Consider the following 17,781-nt stretch of genomic DNA (forward strand, 5'->3'; position numbering starts at 1 on the left):
TTTTGTAATTGTTGTGCATAATTGTCACAATAATTGCGTATATTGATCAAGTTTGTTTAGACGGCTCAATTAAGGAGAGTTATTTCTTTTTGAACAAACTCGGAATTATCCAAGCCACGCACCCATAAAATCTGATGCAAAAAAGCGGAGATGTACTCCAGTCTCAACTGAAAAGTAGCCATAATTGCGCATTGTGCAGCTCAGAGTTGAGACTTGATGAACGAGTTATTCGCCACAAAGACCTGTGGTATCACATACAATGTTTTACACAAAATAAACACCGAATGAAGACGGAATTTGACGAAATAGATGAGAATCTGTTTGGAGGCAAAATAATAAAGACGATTTCTGCTTCCGAAAAGCCGCTTCGAACATACAAGGCAATCATACTAAAGCAAGAAACAAAACTGCCAATAAAAAACCAGCCAGAAAAAATGGTGCGGCAAATCAGTCCAGAAACAGAACTGCAAAAACCAGAAAAACCAAAAGAAAAAACACCAATAAAATGCAATTTTTGCAAAGACGACATTTTTGAAGAGGAAAAAACGATCAGTGCAAAAAACAAAACCTATCACGAGATCTGTTTTGAATTTGTACTAGACAAAATAAAGCCAGAAAAACAAAAAATTTCCAAAGACGGAAAACCGCAATATGGCCGTGTAGATCCAGTTTTGATTTTGTTGATGGGTGGAATCTTTGGAATGCTGATCTTGACTGCATACTTGATGTTATCAGTGCTTAGCGCAATTGCAATCACCATTGGGATGGCACTATCATTTTATCACATAATTGATGCTGGGCGAAGCTTCTCAAAGAAGAACAAGCCTCGGCAGTTGCCATCGTATTTTGTCTTTGTCACACTGATCATGCCGATAATATTTGGAGCAATAATCGCAATAGATGGATACGAAATCTGGTATTCTGCACCAAAGGCAATCATAGTCTGGGGTCTTGCACTAACATTTTGGAGCAACATGGTCTTTGTGCCACTATCCATCTATAGCAAGTACAAAGAGTCTGCACCATATGACAACACGTTTAGGCCGTTTGTGAGTGTAATTGTGCCTGCATACAACGAGGAAAAGGTAATTGGCAGGACAATAGAGTCGGTTCTCGCAGTGGATTATCCGCGCATGGAGGTAATCGTAGTAAATGACGGAAGCACCGATAGAACATTACAAATCATCAACACCTACAAGCCAAAAATCAAAGTAGTCGACAAGCCAAACGGCGGAAAATACACTGCGCTAAACTATGGCTTGCTGTATTCCAAAGGAGAGATAGTAGTCACAATAGATGCAGATACTATTTTGGCACCACAATCCATTACATCCATTGTAGAGTCATTTAAGAACAAAAATGTTGGCGCAGTTGCTGGAAACATCAAGGTACGAAACAGAATAAACTGGATTACCTGGTGCCAGGCACTTGAATATGTTGCAGGCATTCAGATCTTCAGAAGAACGCTGGATTTCTTTAATTCAGTTGCAATTGTTCCGGGAGCACTTGGTGCATTCAGGAAGAGCTTTTTGCAAAAGGTAGGCAATTTCACTGGGGACACACTTGCAGAAGACTTTGATGCAACGCTCAAGATACTGAAGTCTGGCCTTGTAGTGGCAGGCAGGATCAACTCTCGCGCATACACGGAATCGCCCGACTCGCTTGCACAATTCATCCGACAGCGAAAGAGATGGTACAGAGGAGACATGCAGGTCTTATCCAAGCACAGTAATGCCTTTATGAATTCCAAATTTGGCACACTCTACAAGCTTACCTTCCCGCTGATGATAATCTCCATGTTTGTAACACCTTTTGCTGGAATCATAGTCTGGACATTTGCAGTAATAGACATACTCGGGGGTGGAGCAATGTTTGTCGTACAGATGATGATAATTTTCATCATACTGCAACATTTGCAGGCGGCACTTGCGGTTAGAATAGAAGGAGAAGATCCAAGGCTGATTCTGTACTCGACATTTTTTGTAGTAGGCTACAAGCAGATAATCGACATATTATTGATGAAATCTGCAATAGAGACCCTGCTTGGAAGAAAGGCCGTGTGGACTACGGTAAAGCGCCAGGGACTAAATCCGCAGAAAAAATGAGCCTAGATTGTGATTATTTTATAGCCCGTGCTTTCACGCCATGCTGCGTTGTCTAGCTCGAATTTATTATTGCAGTTAAGGCACCTAAAATTCCACTGTAGTTCTGGGAACTTGCCCCCACAGTCATTGCAAAAATAAAAGTTTTCAATCAGCCTGTAATCCGCACCCAAGACCTTGACATCGTTGTTGCATGCTGGACATTTTTCGTTTTTGTATGTTCTGGCTGGGCCAATATTGCCACAACCATAGTGCTCAATCACTTTGTCTTTTTTGAAATTATAGCTATAGCAAGACGGGCAATGAAAGAACTGCTTTACCTTGACTGTGCCGCATTTTCCGCAGCTGATCTCCTTCAGTGTTCCAGACTTGACAATGTTGCCGTTTTTCTCAAACCCTTCTAGTATTGTACTAAGATCCGTTTTGTTTTTGCCCGTGCATTCAGTTAGCATCGCCATGCTTATTCTGGAATAATTTTTGAGAAACATTCGGATTATTTCCATGTCTTGGGAGTTATCCCGCGTGTTTAGGTCTTCTTTTCGTATTGTTTCCACTATTTGGCGAACCTCCTCATAACCATATGGTTTTGATAGATACCCATATGCGCCATACGATATGACATCGCGCACCTTCTGATCAGTTTTATCCAGTGCTGTTTCCAAAATGACACGCGTTTCTGGCCTCAAATCCAGAATTTGCGCAATGACTGAAATTCCATCCATGTCTGGAAGATTATAGTCCAGAAAAACCAATGGTGGTTTTTTTGTATCCATGTATTCTTTGAATGCCCGGATTCCTTCTGTGCCGCTCTTTGTAATGTGGATTTTGCCAAAGTTTAGCTTTTGGCAGAATTCTTTTAGCCTCAAACATATGGCCGGGCTATCTTCTATTATGACTACATCGTTTTGCTCCACAAGTTATGAGTTTATGCAAAAGCTAAGTTAACCATAGTTTGTTCGATTTAAACAAATTCTACGATGCCTTTGGCTTGGGCGGGGTTTTTGGCAGTTTTATGGTAAATCTGGTAGGGCCGTTGCTCACAGATATCTTGCCGCCGTGTTGCTCTATGATATTTTTGCAGCTGGCAAGCCCAAGGCCGGTTCCTGTCTGTTTTGTGGTAAACAATGGTTCAAAGATTCGGTCTATTTTGTCCTCCGGAATGCCTGGCCCAGAGTCCTCAACGTCAATTAGATATGCCCCAGTTTGTTCAGTTAGCCGTATTTTGATTTCCCCATTTTCTTTGATTGCCTGAATTGCGTTTATTATTAGATTAACAATCACTACCTCAAGTTTTTTTGGATCACAGTTAAGCATGGCATCACTTTCTGGCCTTACTATGGTTATAGTATCTGGTTTTTTGATTGAATTCAATATAGAATCCAACAATTCTTTAAACGGTATCTCCTTTATTTGGAGAGGACTTTCTCTCACATAGTCTAGCACATCCTCGATTTGATGGCTAATTCTTGCAATGGATTTTGCAAGCATGTCTAGTTGTTTTTCTACCTTGTCATCCATGTTGTCCTTGAACTTTAGCCGCATTATTTCAACGGTATTTTTGATAACAGATAGTGGATTTCGAATATCGTGTGCTAACCTTGATGCAATAAGACCTATGGTGATTAGTCGTTCGTTTTCGAGCTCCGATCTTGACTGATGCAGCTCGTGTTCTATCTCTATTTTCTTTTTGATAGATGTTCTAAGAAGATCAAATGATTTGCCAATTTGTTCTATCTCATCGCTTCCCTGGATTTCCATTTTGTAGTTCGCCTTGCCTCGAAGAATGTAGGATACGGACAGTGGCACCTTGTTTAGTTGCGATATGACATTTTTTTGTAAGTACACATACAATGAAAAGAATACGGCCACAGAAACCAGTGTTGATAGGGCGGACACCAAGACAGCATACATCTGATCTTGGCTTAGTGTTATGTTGAAAAATTTTAGTTGTTCATTAGAATCAATCATTGTAGATATTGTAGTGCTTGCAAAGTAAATTGCAGGAACAATTAATGATATAATAATTGCAAAAACAATTGCAAGTTGCGAGCCTAACTTCATAATTTACACAAAGATTGTTTTAACTAAAGCGCATGTGTGTTTGTCATTTACAAACAATGCGCTCAAGTATGGAATTATTGATCTGATTTGACCTTGTTTTGTAGCGCTTCTAGCGCTTGAGCTATCTTGTCACTATTATCTGATATTCCAAGTTTTTTTAGCTCGTGTTTTAGTGTCAGGATTGGGTCTTGTGGCTGCTCTTGTTTTTGCTGTTGTCCCAAATACTGTAGTTCTTCTTTTAGCTGCTCGATTTGCTGCCTTTTTGCCTCCAGATCAAGCCTTGTTTTTTGGATTTTTGCCTGTTCATGGTCAAGCCTTTCCTTCATGGTTTTGTATTCAGATTCCAGATTGTCGATGATTAGTTTTGCATCGTTCTGTGACACATATTTTGGATTTACCTTGTTTAGCTCGGTTTTGTCCTTTTTGGCATCTTGGAAGAAGCTCATCTCTTCGGCAAATCTTTTTTCATTGTCTAGCATTTTTTTAAAATCCTTGACTCGCTCCTGAAGCAGTACATTGACGAATTTTTGATATTGGTGCGTATTGCTCAGATTGTCCTTGACTTCTTCGGATTTTTCTTGGACTATTTCCTGCTTTGTTTGCGGTTTGGATTTGCTTGCAAAAAAGATTGACCTGTCAGTTACATCCATTGCGTCGCGCGCTTCAATTTTAGAGCCAACGCCAGTAATGTGCGACCATTCGTCTGCGGCATCATCATTTTGATTATAATGCTTTTTTAGATCCTCCTCTTCCTTTGATATTCTATTGATGTGCTTGACCAATGGTAAGAGTTTGATTTTGCCAATATGATACCTTTGGTGGTTGAATCAAACAAACAGTTTTTTGAATTTATGATATATTCTAGCGCTTTCTCTTTGCTAGCCAAGAAACCACGATTTGCTGGGCTAGCTTTTCTGGGTCTTCTTCCCTATACATGGAGATTCGTTCCAGCCTTTTTGCATACGTCTTGGGTAGTGTGACAGGCACAGTCTGTCTGACGGCAAGTAATCGTGCCTGTCGTAGTAAAGCAGTATGGTTTGCTCGTGGGTGCCTAGATAGTGCCCTGAGGTATGCTTTCTGCATTTTGGCATCAAGTCGGGATATTCGATGAGCTATTTTGACGGATTTTTTGACATTTGGGACTAGCTGGTGTAATTGTATGGCAGTACCGCTGGTAATTGTTCCCGGAACTAGGCTCTTGAGCTGTCCTGGCAGTGCTGCAAAGCCGACGTATTTTTTGAATGTTTTTCGTGAAATGCCTAGTGAGCTTGCTCCCTTTGAGACGCCCATCTTTTCTGCCAAAAAGCTGCACGAGTGAGCCATGTCTTTAGGATTCATGCTTTTTCTGTGCAAATTCTCAATGACGGATGCAGCCTTTGCGTTTTCTAGATCATAGCCCTTGGTTAAAACCAAGACTGGAATCTTTTTTGCTCTCAGTCGTTTGAGGGCAGCCAGTCGTCTTTGGCCAGACATTAGTAAGAATTGTCCACGTCCGTCCTTTTGGACCATTGGTGGATTTTGCAGTCCCTCGTTTTTGATCGATTTTGCTAGCTCTGCAATTCCTTCCCTGTCAAGGGATCTTGCTTGTGCTTCGTCCCAGACGCGGATCTTTTTAATTGGAATAATTTTTACTCGGTAGTGGATTTTTTGGCGGTATCTTGCTGACATCAGTCGGAGTTATGATGGAAAAGGAGCTAGTAAATGGGTGGGTTAAATTGAATTTGCCTTTGTGTGTGAATTTTTCCTCTGAATTTTTGTGAAATTGAAAAGCGCCGGGTAAGGGATTACCTAAAATCGGTTGATACCCCACATAAAAAGACCAGTTTATCCTTCAACCTGCACAATAGAACCCAAATCCATCAGATGGCTCATAAAGCAAAAAGGGACATTGTTATTTTGGACTGAGAAAGGTTGAGTGTATTGAAGTGTAGCGAATTGGTTAAACTATTCTAGTAATTTCAAAGCGGATGTTTTTGTGGCTCCAATATTCGTTGTATGTCATGAATTATCCCCTTTACAGATCCAGTTTCCAGTTTTTTTTGTAAAAATGTGATATTCCAATTGGTATCATCTTTACCTCCAGTTCCAGTCAATCTTGCGTATGGGGAATTTTTCCACACTTGTTGTTCTTCCTTAGTTGGTTTATGACTCAAAATACGGGTTCTAAAATCATACTGCGAACTAGGAGATATTGCAGCAAAGATTCCTCCTCGATCTACAAACTCCTTAAATTTTTCATTAATGTGCTCATCTCTGAAGGAAAAACCAATTACCACACACATATCTATGGATTTCATTAATTCATCAAACTTATTTAGAATCGAATTGTATGGCTCTTTCCCATTTGCTTCTTCTTTTGGAGATAATGTTGGATATATCAGAAAATCTTCTTCATAATTCGGATCTTCGGGTTTTCTTTCATAGGTAGTTCTTTCAATTCCATAATTCTTGTGTTTTTTCCAATTTAGTGAACCGTGAATCTTGTATAAGTATACTTTAGTCTTGTTTGTTATTGCATCAGCATAGGAGTAATCACCACCATTCCAACGGAATCTTCCGCTATCTTCATGTAGTTTGAATCCGTCAACACAAAAGTAATTGTTATCGTCTCTGCTACAAAATTCTTCTACCGCCCTATCGTAGTTTGTGGTGAAAACAATAATCTTCTCTGATTTTGTTTTAAGAAGTTCTAAAATTGGATGTAGTATTTGGTATGCAGCATTATCGGATTGATCCTTATCCCAGGAGTAGTTCTCAAATACTTCTTTTTCTAAAGTTAATTTGATATCTCCGAGATCACCTACTAAGTCATTATATCCTTGATTTCCACGATCAAGTCCTATTATCAATCGGCCTTTCTCTCCAAGCCATTGTAGGAATTGACCCCCTAGTTGTTTTTGGAATATAGTTAGATCCTTCATTGTTTGGAGAATATGCTCCACATCTTCAAAAATATCGCATGCAAGTAATGTTTGTAAATAACTTCGGCCTGGTTGATTTCCAAATTTATCAATTAAATTGTTCCGCAATTGAGACGTTGTTGGTTTTCCATATGGCACCGATGCTCCAGCTCCAAGAAACAGCGCTATTTTCAACTTTGATCATAAATAATGGCTTTGATATAACTATGATCTGGGTAATTATGCGATTACCTAAGCATATTCTCGAATTTAACGGTCATACTGTAATCAACTGAGACCATCTTAAAATAAAATTTAAAATAGAATGTAGAATCATGCATGCATGGTTTCTGTTTTTGTTTCCCACAGTAAACATGATATAGAATTACGCAAATTCTTTGCAGAGATCTTCAGTGGAATTGGGTTAAGAGCTCACTTCATGGAATTTGCTGAACTTGGAGGAAAATACGCCGGAAATGAGATCTCATGGATGATAAGGGCTGGTTTTTTCAGCGGACATGATACAACAGCAGTTTTTGTTCTGCTTGGAAAGAGTTTGGCAAATCCTCCAACAAACACACCTGAATTTACTCACAACTGGATAAGCTTTGAAGTAGGCGCTGCAGCAGGTTGTAGAAAACCGGTTTGGGTATTTGAAGAATTCGACAAAAACATACAATTTCCAATTCCGTTTGTTACTGATTATGTGAAGTATGATTTGGATAATGTAGATCATCTAAAAATTCTAAGACAGATCTTCAAGGAAAAAATTCAATATCCAAGCGGACAACAGACCATAAAACCAAAACAAAACGTAAAATGCCCTTGGGAAAACTGTAACGCAGAATATCGATTTTGGTCTGATGCGGATGCAATAAACTGTCCCGTTTGCAGAAGAGGGATAACTTTTAACAAAACTCAATGAATTAAATTTCTTAATTCTCCAGTTATTTTCACAAGATTATCCCACGACGAACATATAGATTACAAAAAACTCACGGTCCATATCCCATACGAATGTTGACTATGAATTCTGTAATGACTCAACATATAATCGAGTAAGGAATAATGAAAAAATCAGCCTAAGTTTTTTGGTTAAAACGAATAATTAAATTTCGTAAAGCTATTTTCGTTATAAGGCCTCTTTTGGTCTTCATAATCCAAAATATAGATGACGTCGTAAACAGTGGCAATAATGTTTTTCCTGTCTTTTTTAGATTTGATCGATATGCGTTTGTTTTTATGCACTAGTTCGTTTCTCAATCTGAATAATTGCTCAAACAAATCCCAACTCTTGTATAATGGGGATGCACGGTACGGATGATCTGATTCATTACCAAGTATGCTTCGTAATTCTTGGCTACGATGTCTCAATAATTGGAAGAAGTCTTTTCCCAACAATGTGGAAAATACATGATAAATTTCCTTCAGATTCGCAAACGAGTAATTCGATAAAATTTGTATGCCTAGATCCTTTCTTGTATCTCTGTTTTCTAGCAACGATTCAGCCCTCTCTGGATATTCTTTGATAAGTAAATCGCAATGATATCTTAGCTGTATTTCCAGATAAGTTACAACCTTAATCACGAGATATTCAAACAAGATGTCTGACAGAATAGATTTCTCATACTGCGGAGATAATCCATCAATCCGTCCTTCTAAAATCGGCTTGACCTCGCTGCGATAAAAATCACTGATTCTACCAGCGGGTTTTGCTTGATTAAGATCTTCTTTTAGCGATTCATAATAATGACGTGGAAATATCGGCTTTTTGGTACTTTTGTAATCATCTACTAGACTTTTCTTCTCCGAAGTCAATTGGTTGGATTATACTTACACTGATTAAAAATCCTCCACTAATAGATAAGAAAATGCCTATTCAGATTGATTCATTCCAAATCCATATCAAATAGGCGGTAGAATTGTTTTGCATTATCATCAGAAACATTACCATCCTCATCAGAAGATATCACCAACCATTCATTGACCATTCTAAATGATAATGGGAATCCATCTTCCAACATATTATCAGCTTCAAGTGTCATCACGTATCTGACCACATCATGAGACATTGTTTTGTCAATACTAGATTTAGAGGATTTTCGGATCCACAATTCATAGCCCAAAGATAGATCATCATAGATGTTATTTGCGAGAGATCTAAGATCCGTATCTTCAAAATCATTTCCGAATCCATCATAGATTGTTTTTTCAGCATCTTTTTGTCTTAATTTTACGTCAAATTTTAGGATGTTATTGTCTTCAAACTCTTCAAGCTCCGTCATATTCATCATTGGAGAATACTTGGCAATAATTTCCTTAGTTTTGTCATCCAATTTTATCACTAAATAGTTACTTGGATATTCAACCAATAATAAATTCTTAATTCATAGTAGGATATTCTTAGGATATGGGAAAACAATGCTTTGTATGCCATAAAGAATTAGGTGCATTAACTATCAAATTCCCATACAAAGACTTCCTAGCACGTAGAATACCAATACCGGAAGGGATGAGTCAAGATGATGTTACTTGTAAAACATGCATTGATGAGGCTAACAACTCCAATAAAGAGGCTACAAAAGAAGCTAAAGAGTCATTCAGAGATGTAACACAGGAACTGCTTAAACGAACCCCAGAATACAAGAAGTTGTGGAACAAAGACGGAATTATTCAATTCAAAAATGAACGAATTGCCATACTGCAACGTAGATTTGGTGCGCAGGTAGAATTCATTATTGCTTATGATGATCTGACTGCAGAAGGTTATGAGTTAAAAGCAATTGATGAGGGAAAAACAGCTGACGGCCAAGGGATCAGTGGTGGAATGAATTCGTATTATTATTTTCAGAAAAATGAATATTTGAAGTGATAATCAGAGAGGGCCAGATTTTATGATGCCCACTTGGAATGCTGGATTTGTATCATAACATTCTTTGCATACTTGGAAAATTGGTGTACCATTTTTCCCATGATCGTATGTTATTTCAAACGCAGGTTTGTGGCTCATACTACAATAGTATATGCGTGATGCATGTGTGTCATTCTTCAGTATTGGTCGTCGAGGCGTACAAAACTCACCAAAGAATTTTATCGAATGTATGTCCATGTGCAAATATAGATTCTCAATCGCCGATTCATCCATTATTTTCATGGCCATATCGTTGATGAAACCACCATAATTTTGCAACATGTTCTCAAAGCTGTCACTGATCTTCCTTACTGACATATTATCACTGCAAGTGATTTTGACTATCAGAACACATCCATTTTCATTCTTGTTTTGAAGTTCCAGTTCTTCTTTCTGTATTGCTTTTTCGATGGCAAGACTAATTCGTTGTTCTTTGTTCAGATTCTTCACCTCCATGAGTGGGAACCCGATCAGCATTTCTTGGTCGATTTGTGAAATTCATTTTTTGCACAGTAAAGTATGTACATACTTCTATATCAATATATGTACATACATTTTAATACACGTAGGTACATATAGTTATCAACGACCAAGAAATGCAAAGTATGAAGCTAAAGAAGCATCTGAACCGCAAGGACCGAAACACGGGCCATGAATTCTACCGTTATGACATCACAATCAATCCAGAAATAATCCGAGAATTGGGCTGGAAAGATGGTGACGAATTAGATGCAGAAGTTAAAGGGAAAGAACTTCGAATAAAGAAAAAATAACTTTTGCTGAAATTTGATTAATCTGGACTTTTAATTAGCACGTTGTTCAAGAAAGATAAAACTTCGGGGACCGTTGACTCGTACGAGTGTTCAACCAACGGCCTCATGAGATTTCCCGAAGTCATTATTCATTTAACACAGTGTGTATTATTTCCCCATAGTAAAGACGTTCTATTCAGTTGGTTAGCTAAAAATTGACAACAGTGATGATGCCAAATTATCTAAACTCTGTTATAATGTCCAGGTTTGGATTCGTAAATTGAAGCATCACTTAAGAATCTTCGAATAGAGTTCTTTGCTTCATCTTCCTTGAATCTACCCGTTTTGATCAATTCGGCAACAAAGAGTTTTTCTTCAACGGGTGTTTTCCTATCGCCCTCTAAACCGCGCAGAATATCAAAAAACAACTGAGGCATAATACGTCGACGTTTGTCTTCTTCCTCAAGTTTCTTCTTAATTTCAGTTGTAGTGGTATTACAATGATCATGTACAGACTCATAGATCTGTCTAACTGACATCATTTGCCAAATCATGTCATTCGCAGAATTTTCAGTGAATTTTCGAGTTTTTATTAGATGTTTAACTAATGTTCTGTGTTCTATGGGTTTTCTTTCAGGACCTTCTAACTCTCTAATCTTTTTCATGAACAATTCATCATTCAATAGAGGAAGTCCATTCTCATCAGTTTCTTCCTGATGTATCGAGTCGGTTTTGACGTTATCTTTCGCCACAGGATAACGTTTCAACAACTCTTCCAGCTTTGTTCTGTCGATTAACTCGATGTTATTGGATTTTGCCAGGTTTATTGCAGAATCATGAAAGAAATTATTCGTAACAACTATGCCGCCATCCGCATCATAGTGTTTTATTGCAGTTCCTATCTCTTGGACAGCTTTGTTGGATATTTTATTCTGTGATTTTTTACTTTGGACTACCTGTTTCCGTCCTAATTTTTCTATTATTAGATCAGCACCTTGATCTCCTGAACCTTTTGTTACCATCGCATCATATCCCATTTTTTTGAAAAGAGTTTCTAGAAAAACCTCAAAATCACGGCCATTCATTCTATCACAATCATTCATAGTGACAGATTCGGCCGTTACAGATAAGGTATTTTTGAAATTTTCTAATTCTAATTGTTCTTTAACTTCAGCAACACGGTTCTCTAGATCTGTTGTAGAATGTTGTTTTTCAGTAGCAAGTCTGTCTAATTCTGACAAATGGTTTTCGTAGCTATCACCGTAAATGTTAAGAAAATTATGTATGATATCTTCAAGGTTTGCTGGATCATTAGAATACATTCGCTCGACAAATTTCTCATATCCGATCTCCTGTTTCAAATGTCTGAGAATGTTCAATATTGGAATAGCATTTGCATCCACATTTTTTGTTTTGAGGATTTTTGCTAATTTTATGTATTCATCTCCAATTGGTGACGGGCCATATTTTATTACAAAGTTTTTTAGAAGAGTTATTACATCATTATCAAATTTTGAAACAATATTTTTGATTTCTTGTTGTTCTGCTTCTTTGGTTTTCTTCAACGCTAACGATTTTTGCTCAGCAGTTTGTTGCTGCTCTTTTTGATGATTTAGATAATTAAGTTGTTTTTCATTTAATTGTCCTATCTCAATGAATAATTTCTCATCATTATCGAATGGAATGTTATAACTATGAATTGGATCTAGTAGTCTCGAATCAAATAGAATTTTACCTTGCTTGATTCGTTCTTCAAGAGAATCGGCAGTCATTTTTGTTCTTAATTTCTCCATCATGGACTTTAATGACAATGTTATGTTAGAAATATCACCATTTTCAATCATGGTAAGTCCATCATATACGCCAAGAAGATATTCTCTGTCCTCAGAAGTTAGAAAAGTCACATCACGTTGGGTTTGCCATTTGTTCAGAATATCTTTCAGTTTTGGGTATTGTTCAAGAATGTCCATCTGTGCACCTTTTGGATGATTCTATCTACTAGAACTAGTCAGTAAATAAGTTGATTTCTAATCAGAACAATTTACGCTAATGCTGCAAGCTGTTTGTAGAGCTTCATTCCTTCGATATCTGATCTTCCTTGGCTTGTAGCATACATTGACATATAGGTTCCTGCATCCAGTCCGATGAATCCTGCATCTGAGGCAATCTTGGCTCTTGCTGCTGCAACCTGACGGTTGTATTCTATCATCTGCGCATCATAACTAGCCTGTGCTTGCCTGATTGATTGTTGCAGGAATTCATTACTTGGTGATCTGTATCCTCTGACCATTGCACTTAGATTGAAGCTTGGGGCTTGAATACTGAATCCTAGTAACGCAAGTTCATCTATTGTTGACTGCAATCCAGCTATTGTTTTTTGGAATGGTGCTTCAACTGCAGCAACTCCCCAGCCTGGCTTTGCGCCGCCGTGTTTTGATGATCTGCCTTTGGCCCCTTTACCTGCCGAAATTCCACCCAGGCTTTGAGCTTTTGATCCAATAGAACCGAATGGATTAGTACCATGGAATTTCTGGGATTGTACGTAAGCGGAGGCAGACTCTTGTGATATGCCGCCAAACTGAGAAAGTATTCCAGAACCATGTAAGTTAGAATATCCGCCACCCCCACCTAGAGCGGCCCTGCGGAAGACATCACTAATCAAACCTGAAACATAACTCATAACCCTGAATTGATTTGTGTTTATGCCTCTACCAGTAATGTTTCTGTTCCATAGTTCTGCATTGGCATCAATAAAACCAACAATGCCAGACTTGTCCGCAAAAAAAGCTCGATTTCGCTCTTCTGTCTTTCTTTCAAATTCCCGCTCAAATTCGATTATCTTTTGCTTGAGGGCCTGATCATTTAGTGCGTCTGCTATGCTGAGGAGATGCCCTGTTGCAATGTACGTGTCGTTTAGAAATCCTGCTATGCTATCTTCGTTTTTTTTTAAATTGTCAATCTTTGATGATGTGAGATCAATAGTTCGGCTCAACCCCTCCATTCTGTTGGTAGTCTCTGCAACAGAGTTGCCGTACGATTGCATTGTTGGGATTCCGCCAGTTTGCATTTCAGTGTTGAACTCTTGCATTTTTGGGGTTGCACCACCAAAGGACCCGATAAGTGAGTCTACCTTGTCTTTTACTCCAAACAGATTAGTCGAATAGATTCCAAGTGCAGCAACAGAACCTGCAACTAGTGCAAGACCAAGAGGGTTTGACATCATGGCCGCAGTCAAAGCCCGAAAGGATGCAGTCAGACCAACATTAGCTACTGCCTGTCCAGTAGCCGCAGAACCAGCTACAATGTGAGCAGTGGCCATACTTCTTAAGGAAATTATCGTTGTTGCCATCGTCAAGCCTGTTGTTGCCAGCGACAGTCCAAGCTGGATCGTCTGCTGTTTTACGTCTCCTGCAGCCTGAGAGGCTTGTTCCTGGGCCAGCCTGAGCCTTTCCGTTGCAATCGTGTATTCTTCCGTGTTTGTCTTGCCTTCTCTTTCCAGATCATTTACCTGCTTTTGTGCGCGCGCCACTGCTAGGGCTGATTTTTCTGCCCTAAGTTGGACCTTTTCCAGCTGATCAAACCCCTGGTACGCACTAAACACAGACGTACCCAAACCAAGCATGGATGTGGCCATCATTTTTGTGGAGAATTCTGTTTTCTTGCCAACAGATTCACTTTTTGTTTCTATTCGGTTCAGAGTGTTTTCTACTTTCTGGCCATTTGCCACAACAGAATCCGCCTCCATCTCAAGCCGGATTACTCCTGTTGGCAGGCTCATGTGTCAGTCACCCCATCATAAAACATGACGTTCGATATTGCCCCGCTAACATGGCCGCCCTTTCTGACATTAATTAGATTTTTGGCACAAATGTAACGCAAATTTCTTGGTGGCATAGTACATTCAACGGACTTGCTTTCTATCAGCTCACCGGACTCAGTACGCAGATTGATGAGGTAATTCCTTTCTTTGATTTGTATGATTTCAACAAGGATGTGTTCTTGCTTTAATGGGTGTGAGAAATACATGCTTGAATCTTTATTCAGTGTTGCATCAGATACATCCAGGGCACCAAACTGACATTTAGTTGTCCTTGATAGTTTTGGCACATTATAGAAAGATCCTCTGCTGTCTTTTACCAGTGCTTTTTGTTCGACGTATGTCTCTACAATGGCAAGTTGCAGCTCCAAGCCAATGAAGCTTTGTGGTTCATTAGATGATATATTTTGGTTCTTCGAGCTTAATCCGAAAAAGAATCTCGAAATTCCCTCTGATGGAAGGTTGAGCTGTGCTATATTGAGATTGAAACGCAAACCCCAGGATTCCGAGATTGGTTTGCCTAAGTCAAATGCAAATGAGTGATTTTCAGCATCATCAAGCCTGAAAACCAGATTACGTGCAGGTATGTTCACGTAAGAGTTTTCGTCTACTGATTCCCAGAATAGTTTGCTGTGTAACTCATTTTTGTATCTGAAATCCTCATGCAAGACAGGATTTTCTGCAAAGCTTGTATTGCGCCCAAGTACCTTTGTTGAATCGAATGAATCTACCCAGCGTACGCCTACTTTTGGGTAACATACTGCGATTGCGGTTTTTAGATTAGACTCTATCACAAAGATATCCCCAGTTTTGGATCTTTCGTGCGTGGGAAATTCATCCGCACATGATAATGGAATTCTTGGCACGGTATCCGATTCCATGTTGATGGATTCTTGTTTGGTTTTTTTGCTAAACACTGGACTCACCTTCAGTTTTAGAGACTTGCATGGCCCAATACAGAATGTTCCGGGTTTCTTCGATTACATGCTCGAGGCAGAAAAACAAAAGTTCCTGAGACTTTTCGTATTGAATTGCAAACAATTCGGAGTCTTTCTTGCTCTCCCCTATGGAGAATTCTCTAGTCTTTCGCCAGTTGTGATAATCGTTTGACTCTTTTCTTGCTTTTTTCCAATCTTCAAATAATTTGTTAGCTTGTTGAATTACTGCTGGTTTTTCTTCCGGATGTTTTCTATAGTGTTCAACGCTGTGGATTGTTTTGACGAGAAGAGTCGACAAAGCTTTTTCTTTCAGAGATGGCCATGTATTAGAAATGGCATCAATGTCGTCTTGAATCTCAGTAGACATTTAGATCACATCTTGAGGTTTTGGCCTTTGGAATTTTTCGTTGGATGTTCGTTCAGCAAATGCAATGAATTCATCTGTAGGAAAGAGATCTTCAGGCTCTGAATGTGAAGGATCCATCTCAACTCCAACTAGTGTAGGTCCATCAACAATTAATCGAATAATGTTCAGAGATGTTTCTTGGAGTAATCGGCCTGCCTCAATTCTGTCTTTTACCGGTAAGCTTGCGTCATCCAATATCGTGGTTGTTACAGATATGGTATTTTCCAAACGATACTTAGTAAGCATTATTTCATGGGCAAGCAGATCAGTTCTTTCTCTCTTTAATTCGGCCTTGTCCTCCGCCTGTAATTGAGAACAGTAATACCAATAGTTGCTTTTTGTCAGATCCAGAGTCTTGCAAATTTCATCCGGATTCTTGCCTTCAATCTTTAGGCGCCGAATATCATTTCTTATCCTAAGTGCTTCTAGTTTGGTTCGCTGTTTTTTGAAATTTCCTGAGCGTCCTGAGTCTTTTTGTTGTGATTTGTTTGATTCTAGGCTCATTTTCCTGACCTCTTAATGATGTACTTCTTCCCATCTTCACCTCGCTCAACCATGAATGGTCCTTCAAAGCCAGGAAAATCAGAGGTTAATTCATCCAAAAGCCTACGTGTGGAAACCTGTGACCCATGACCAAGATTTTCAGATACTAGAAAAGTCAAGCCATTTAGTGCTGTTTTGTATTCAATTCTTCCATCAGTGATAACGACCTCCAGAAGCTTTTGCTTGATGAGATTTCGTGAGTTTCTATTATGATCAATTTCTGGACTAACATCAGAGTCAGTTTTATCTTCAACTTTTGGAACAAAGATTCTTCTTTGATTTTCTAAGATCTTTTCGCGTGCTTTGATTTGATATTCAGGATTGAACCTCTTTTCCTTATTACACTGACCGTGACATAATATTTCGTTCCATTCGGCGTTATTATGGGGATTATTGTCCAAGTGGTCAAACTCGATAGTATCGTGTTCAAAATCCATTGTTTTTTCACAATAAATGCAAGTTGGCCCATCACGCTGAATGTAGTAATTGCGTTTTCGTAGTTTCTGAGTTGCGGTCTGTAGCATCACTTGATCTCCTCTTTGGATTTGATAAATCGGCTGAAACATGGGAGTACAGAGCATTCACTGCAAACAGCGGTGGTTTCACCAGTTAGATAGGTAATTTTGAAAGACGGTTCTTTCTCACAACAAGAAAAAATTTGGGAGGTCAGATCACTTATCACCCTTTTTTGTTTGCTCAAGTAGTTTGGTTATCACACCATCAAACGAATCACCCGCTTGGCCACGAGATTTGAGTTCAAAGTAATTCTGTTGAGACACCGCAATGCATTTGAGAGATTTAGAACTCATCTAATTAATAGAAGAGTTAAAGTAGCTATAACGGAACTAATATTCGATGGGTAGTCGTTAAAATGGGTAGTCAAAATTGTCCCATATGCCGTGAGATAGGACACCTAATAATAGAAAAACCACGCAAAAAAGATGAATCTAGATCATCAAGAAGACGTAGGAATGTCAAGCATAAAGAATACGAATCTGGGAATAGGCCCAGAACTTCCCGATATCGCTTTCACCATTATGTCTATGATGAGAAAATAAGAAAAAGCAAATGGTGTACATTAGGAAGCCTGGATAATGCAATAAACAAACTAGAACGATGTAGTCTATTCTGTACAAATCTTATCAATAAAAAATCCGTTAAAAGTAGTGTATTCAGCACTAAAACAATGCTTGATAGTATGTTGAAGTTAGGCAAAGGAGCAAAAATTAGTAATAACCCTAAATTGGTTTATGAAACAATCAAGTTTACAAGAAATCTAAAAGTGAAAAACGGTAAATTATTAACTTGGTACACATCTCAGTAGAACACTACTTTCTCTCACACACAGACA

18 protein-coding genes are annotated in these 17,781 nt (G+C 38.7%); 4 read left to right on the top strand and 14 right to left on the bottom strand.

Annotation, left to right across the window (positions count from 1 at the left end; genetic code table 11):
- Nucleotides 1-206 precede the first annotated feature (206 nt).
- Nucleotides 207-2,105: a glycosyltransferase gene (locus NAQ_RS03395; protein WP_162858621.1), complete on the top strand. Its 1,899-nt coding sequence runs from the start codon at nucleotides 207-209 to the stop codon at nucleotides 2,103-2,105.
- A 2-nt stretch (nucleotides 2,106-2,107) separates the two neighbouring features.
- Here NAQ_RS03395 and NAQ_RS03400 read toward each other — a convergent pair whose 3' ends face one another.
- The 5 genes from NAQ_RS03400 to NAQ_RS03420 form a co-directional block, all read right to left on the bottom strand.
- Nucleotides 2,108-3,016, bottom strand: coding sequence for a TackOD1 domain-containing metal-binding protein (locus NAQ_RS03400; protein WP_100182253.1), 909 nt, complete (start codon nucleotides 3,014-3,016; stop codon nucleotides 2,108-2,110).
- A gap of 58 nt (nucleotides 3,017-3,074) precedes the next feature.
- Nucleotides 3,075-4,163, bottom strand: a complete 1,089-nt coding sequence (locus NAQ_RS03405) for a sensor histidine kinase (protein ID WP_100182254.1) — start codon at nucleotides 4,161-4,163, stop codon at nucleotides 3,075-3,077.
- Nucleotides 4,164-4,237: 74 nt separating this feature from the next.
- Complete coding sequence (locus tag NAQ_RS03410) at nucleotides 4,238-4,945, bottom strand: hypothetical protein (protein ID WP_100182255.1); 708 nt, start codon at nucleotides 4,943-4,945, stop codon at nucleotides 4,238-4,240.
- A 79-nt stretch (nucleotides 4,946-5,024) separates the two neighbouring features.
- Nucleotides 5,025-5,831, bottom strand: coding sequence for a ParB/RepB/Spo0J family partition protein (locus NAQ_RS03415; protein WP_100182256.1), 807 nt, complete (start codon nucleotides 5,829-5,831; stop codon nucleotides 5,025-5,027).
- A gap of 290 nt (nucleotides 5,832-6,121) precedes the next feature.
- Nucleotides 6,122-7,258, bottom strand: coding sequence for an SIR2 family protein (locus tag NAQ_RS03420; protein WP_162858622.1), 1,137 nt, complete (start codon nucleotides 7,256-7,258; stop codon nucleotides 6,122-6,124).
- A gap of 148 nt (nucleotides 7,259-7,406) precedes the next feature.
- Between NAQ_RS03420 and NAQ_RS03430 the strand changes: the two genes are divergently transcribed.
- On the top strand, nucleotides 7,407-7,988 hold the full coding sequence (locus NAQ_RS03430) for a hypothetical protein (RefSeq protein ID WP_162858623.1): 582 nt from the start codon (nucleotides 7,407-7,409) through the stop codon (nucleotides 7,986-7,988).
- Between the two features lie 170 nt (nucleotides 7,989-8,158).
- On the opposite strand, the gene NAQ_RS03435 is transcribed toward NAQ_RS03430, so the two are convergent.
- Entirely contained in the window at nucleotides 8,159-8,881 is a 723-nt protein-coding gene (locus tag NAQ_RS03435; RefSeq protein ID WP_100182260.1) for a hypothetical protein, read from the bottom strand.
- Between the two features lie 71 nt (nucleotides 8,882-8,952).
- Nucleotides 8,953-9,399: a hypothetical protein gene (locus NAQ_RS03440; RefSeq protein WP_100182261.1), complete on the bottom strand. Its 447-nt coding sequence runs from the start codon at nucleotides 9,397-9,399 to the stop codon at nucleotides 8,953-8,955.
- Nucleotides 9,400-9,473: 74 nt separating this feature from the next.
- On the opposite strand from NAQ_RS03440, the gene NAQ_RS03445 reads away from it, so the two are divergent.
- Complete coding sequence (locus NAQ_RS03445) at nucleotides 9,474-9,935, top strand: hypothetical protein (protein ID WP_100182262.1); 462 nt, start codon at nucleotides 9,474-9,476, stop codon at nucleotides 9,933-9,935.
- A gap of 3 nt (nucleotides 9,936-9,938) precedes the next feature.
- Here NAQ_RS03445 and NAQ_RS03450 read toward each other — a convergent pair whose 3' ends face one another.
- Nucleotides 9,939-10,430, bottom strand: a complete 492-nt coding sequence (locus tag NAQ_RS03450) for a hypothetical protein (protein WP_162858624.1) — start codon at nucleotides 10,428-10,430, stop codon at nucleotides 9,939-9,941.
- 149 nt (nucleotides 10,431-10,579) lie between these two features.
- On the opposite strand from NAQ_RS03450, the gene NAQ_RS10055 reads away from it, so the two are divergent.
- Nucleotides 10,580-10,747: a hypothetical protein gene (locus NAQ_RS10055; RefSeq protein WP_162858625.1), complete on the top strand. Its 168-nt coding sequence runs from the start codon at nucleotides 10,580-10,582 to the stop codon at nucleotides 10,745-10,747.
- A 221-nt stretch (nucleotides 10,748-10,968) separates the two neighbouring features.
- On the opposite strand, the gene NAQ_RS03455 is transcribed toward NAQ_RS10055, so the two are convergent.
- From NAQ_RS03455 to NAQ_RS03480, 6 genes are all read right to left on the bottom strand, one after another.
- A complete protein-coding gene (locus NAQ_RS03455; protein ID WP_100182264.1) occupies nucleotides 10,969-12,696 on the bottom strand; it encodes a restriction endonuclease in 1,728 nt (575 codons plus the stop codon).
- Nucleotides 12,697-12,767: 71 nt separating this feature from the next.
- Nucleotides 12,768-14,504: a hypothetical protein gene (locus NAQ_RS03460; RefSeq protein ID WP_100182265.1), complete on the bottom strand. Its 1,737-nt coding sequence runs from the start codon at nucleotides 14,502-14,504 to the stop codon at nucleotides 12,768-12,770.
- Nucleotides 14,501-15,460 carry a hypothetical protein gene (locus NAQ_RS03465; RefSeq protein ID WP_100182266.1) on the bottom strand — a complete coding sequence of 320 codons (960 nt, stop codon included), beginning with the start codon at nucleotides 15,458-15,460 and terminating at the stop codon, nucleotides 14,501-14,503. Before NAQ_RS03465 ends, NAQ_RS03460 begins: the two co-directional genes overlap by 4 nt.
- On the bottom strand, nucleotides 15,453-15,848 hold the full coding sequence (locus NAQ_RS03470; RefSeq protein WP_100182267.1) for a hypothetical protein: 396 nt from the start codon (nucleotides 15,846-15,848) through the stop codon (nucleotides 15,453-15,455). Before NAQ_RS03470 ends, NAQ_RS03465 begins: the two co-directional genes overlap by 8 nt.
- Nucleotides 15,849-16,391, bottom strand: a complete 543-nt coding sequence (locus NAQ_RS03475; RefSeq protein ID WP_100182268.1) for a hypothetical protein — start codon at nucleotides 16,389-16,391, stop codon at nucleotides 15,849-15,851.
- On the bottom strand, nucleotides 16,388-16,996 hold the full coding sequence (locus NAQ_RS03480) for an HNH endonuclease (RefSeq protein WP_100182269.1): 609 nt from the start codon (nucleotides 16,994-16,996) through the stop codon (nucleotides 16,388-16,390). The genes NAQ_RS03475 and NAQ_RS03480 overlap by 4 nt, the downstream gene beginning before the upstream one ends.
- Between the last annotated feature and the right edge of the window lie 785 nt (nucleotides 16,997-17,781).

The sequence above is a fragment of the Candidatus Nitrosotenuis aquarius genome, from assembly GCF_002787055.1.
GTDB lineage: Archaea > Thermoproteota > Nitrososphaeria > Nitrososphaerales > Nitrosopumilaceae > Nitrosotenuis > Nitrosotenuis aquarius.

Coding starts and splice junctions, on each gene's coding strand:
- NAQ_RS03415 (WP_100182256.1), bottom strand. CDS start 5,831: ATGTCAGCAAGATACCGCCAAAAAATCCACTACCGAGTAAAAATTATT.
- NAQ_RS03480 (WP_100182269.1), bottom strand. CDS start 16,996: ATGTTTCAGCCGATTTATCAAATCCAAAGAGGAGATCAAGTGATGCTA.
- NAQ_RS03455 (WP_100182264.1), bottom strand. CDS start 12,696: ATGGACATTCTTGAACAATACCCAAAACTGAAAGATATTCTGAACAAA.
- NAQ_RS03470 (WP_100182267.1), bottom strand. CDS start 15,848: ATGTCTACTGAGATTCAAGACGACATTGATGCCATTTCTAATACATGG.
- NAQ_RS03445 (WP_100182262.1), top strand. CDS start 9,474: ATGGGAAAACAATGCTTTGTATGCCATAAAGAATTAGGTGCATTAACT.
- NAQ_RS03450 (WP_162858624.1), bottom strand. CDS start 10,430: ATGGAGGTGAAGAATCTGAACAAAGAACAACGAATTAGTCTTGCCATC.
- NAQ_RS03460 (WP_100182265.1), bottom strand. CDS start 14,504: ATGAGCCTGCCAACAGGAGTAATCCGGCTTGAGATGGAGGCGGATTCT.
- NAQ_RS03405 (WP_100182254.1), bottom strand. CDS start 4,163: ATGAAGTTAGGCTCGCAACTTGCAATTGTTTTTGCAATTATTATATCA.
- NAQ_RS03475 (WP_100182268.1), bottom strand. CDS start 16,391: ATGAGCCTAGAATCAAACAAATCACAACAAAAAGACTCAGGACGCTCA.
- NAQ_RS10055 (WP_162858625.1), top strand. CDS start 10,580: ATGAAGCTAAAGAAGCATCTGAACCGCAAGGACCGAAACACGGGCCAT.
- NAQ_RS03430 (WP_162858623.1), top strand. CDS start 7,407: ATGGTTTCTGTTTTTGTTTCCCACAGTAAACATGATATAGAATTACGC.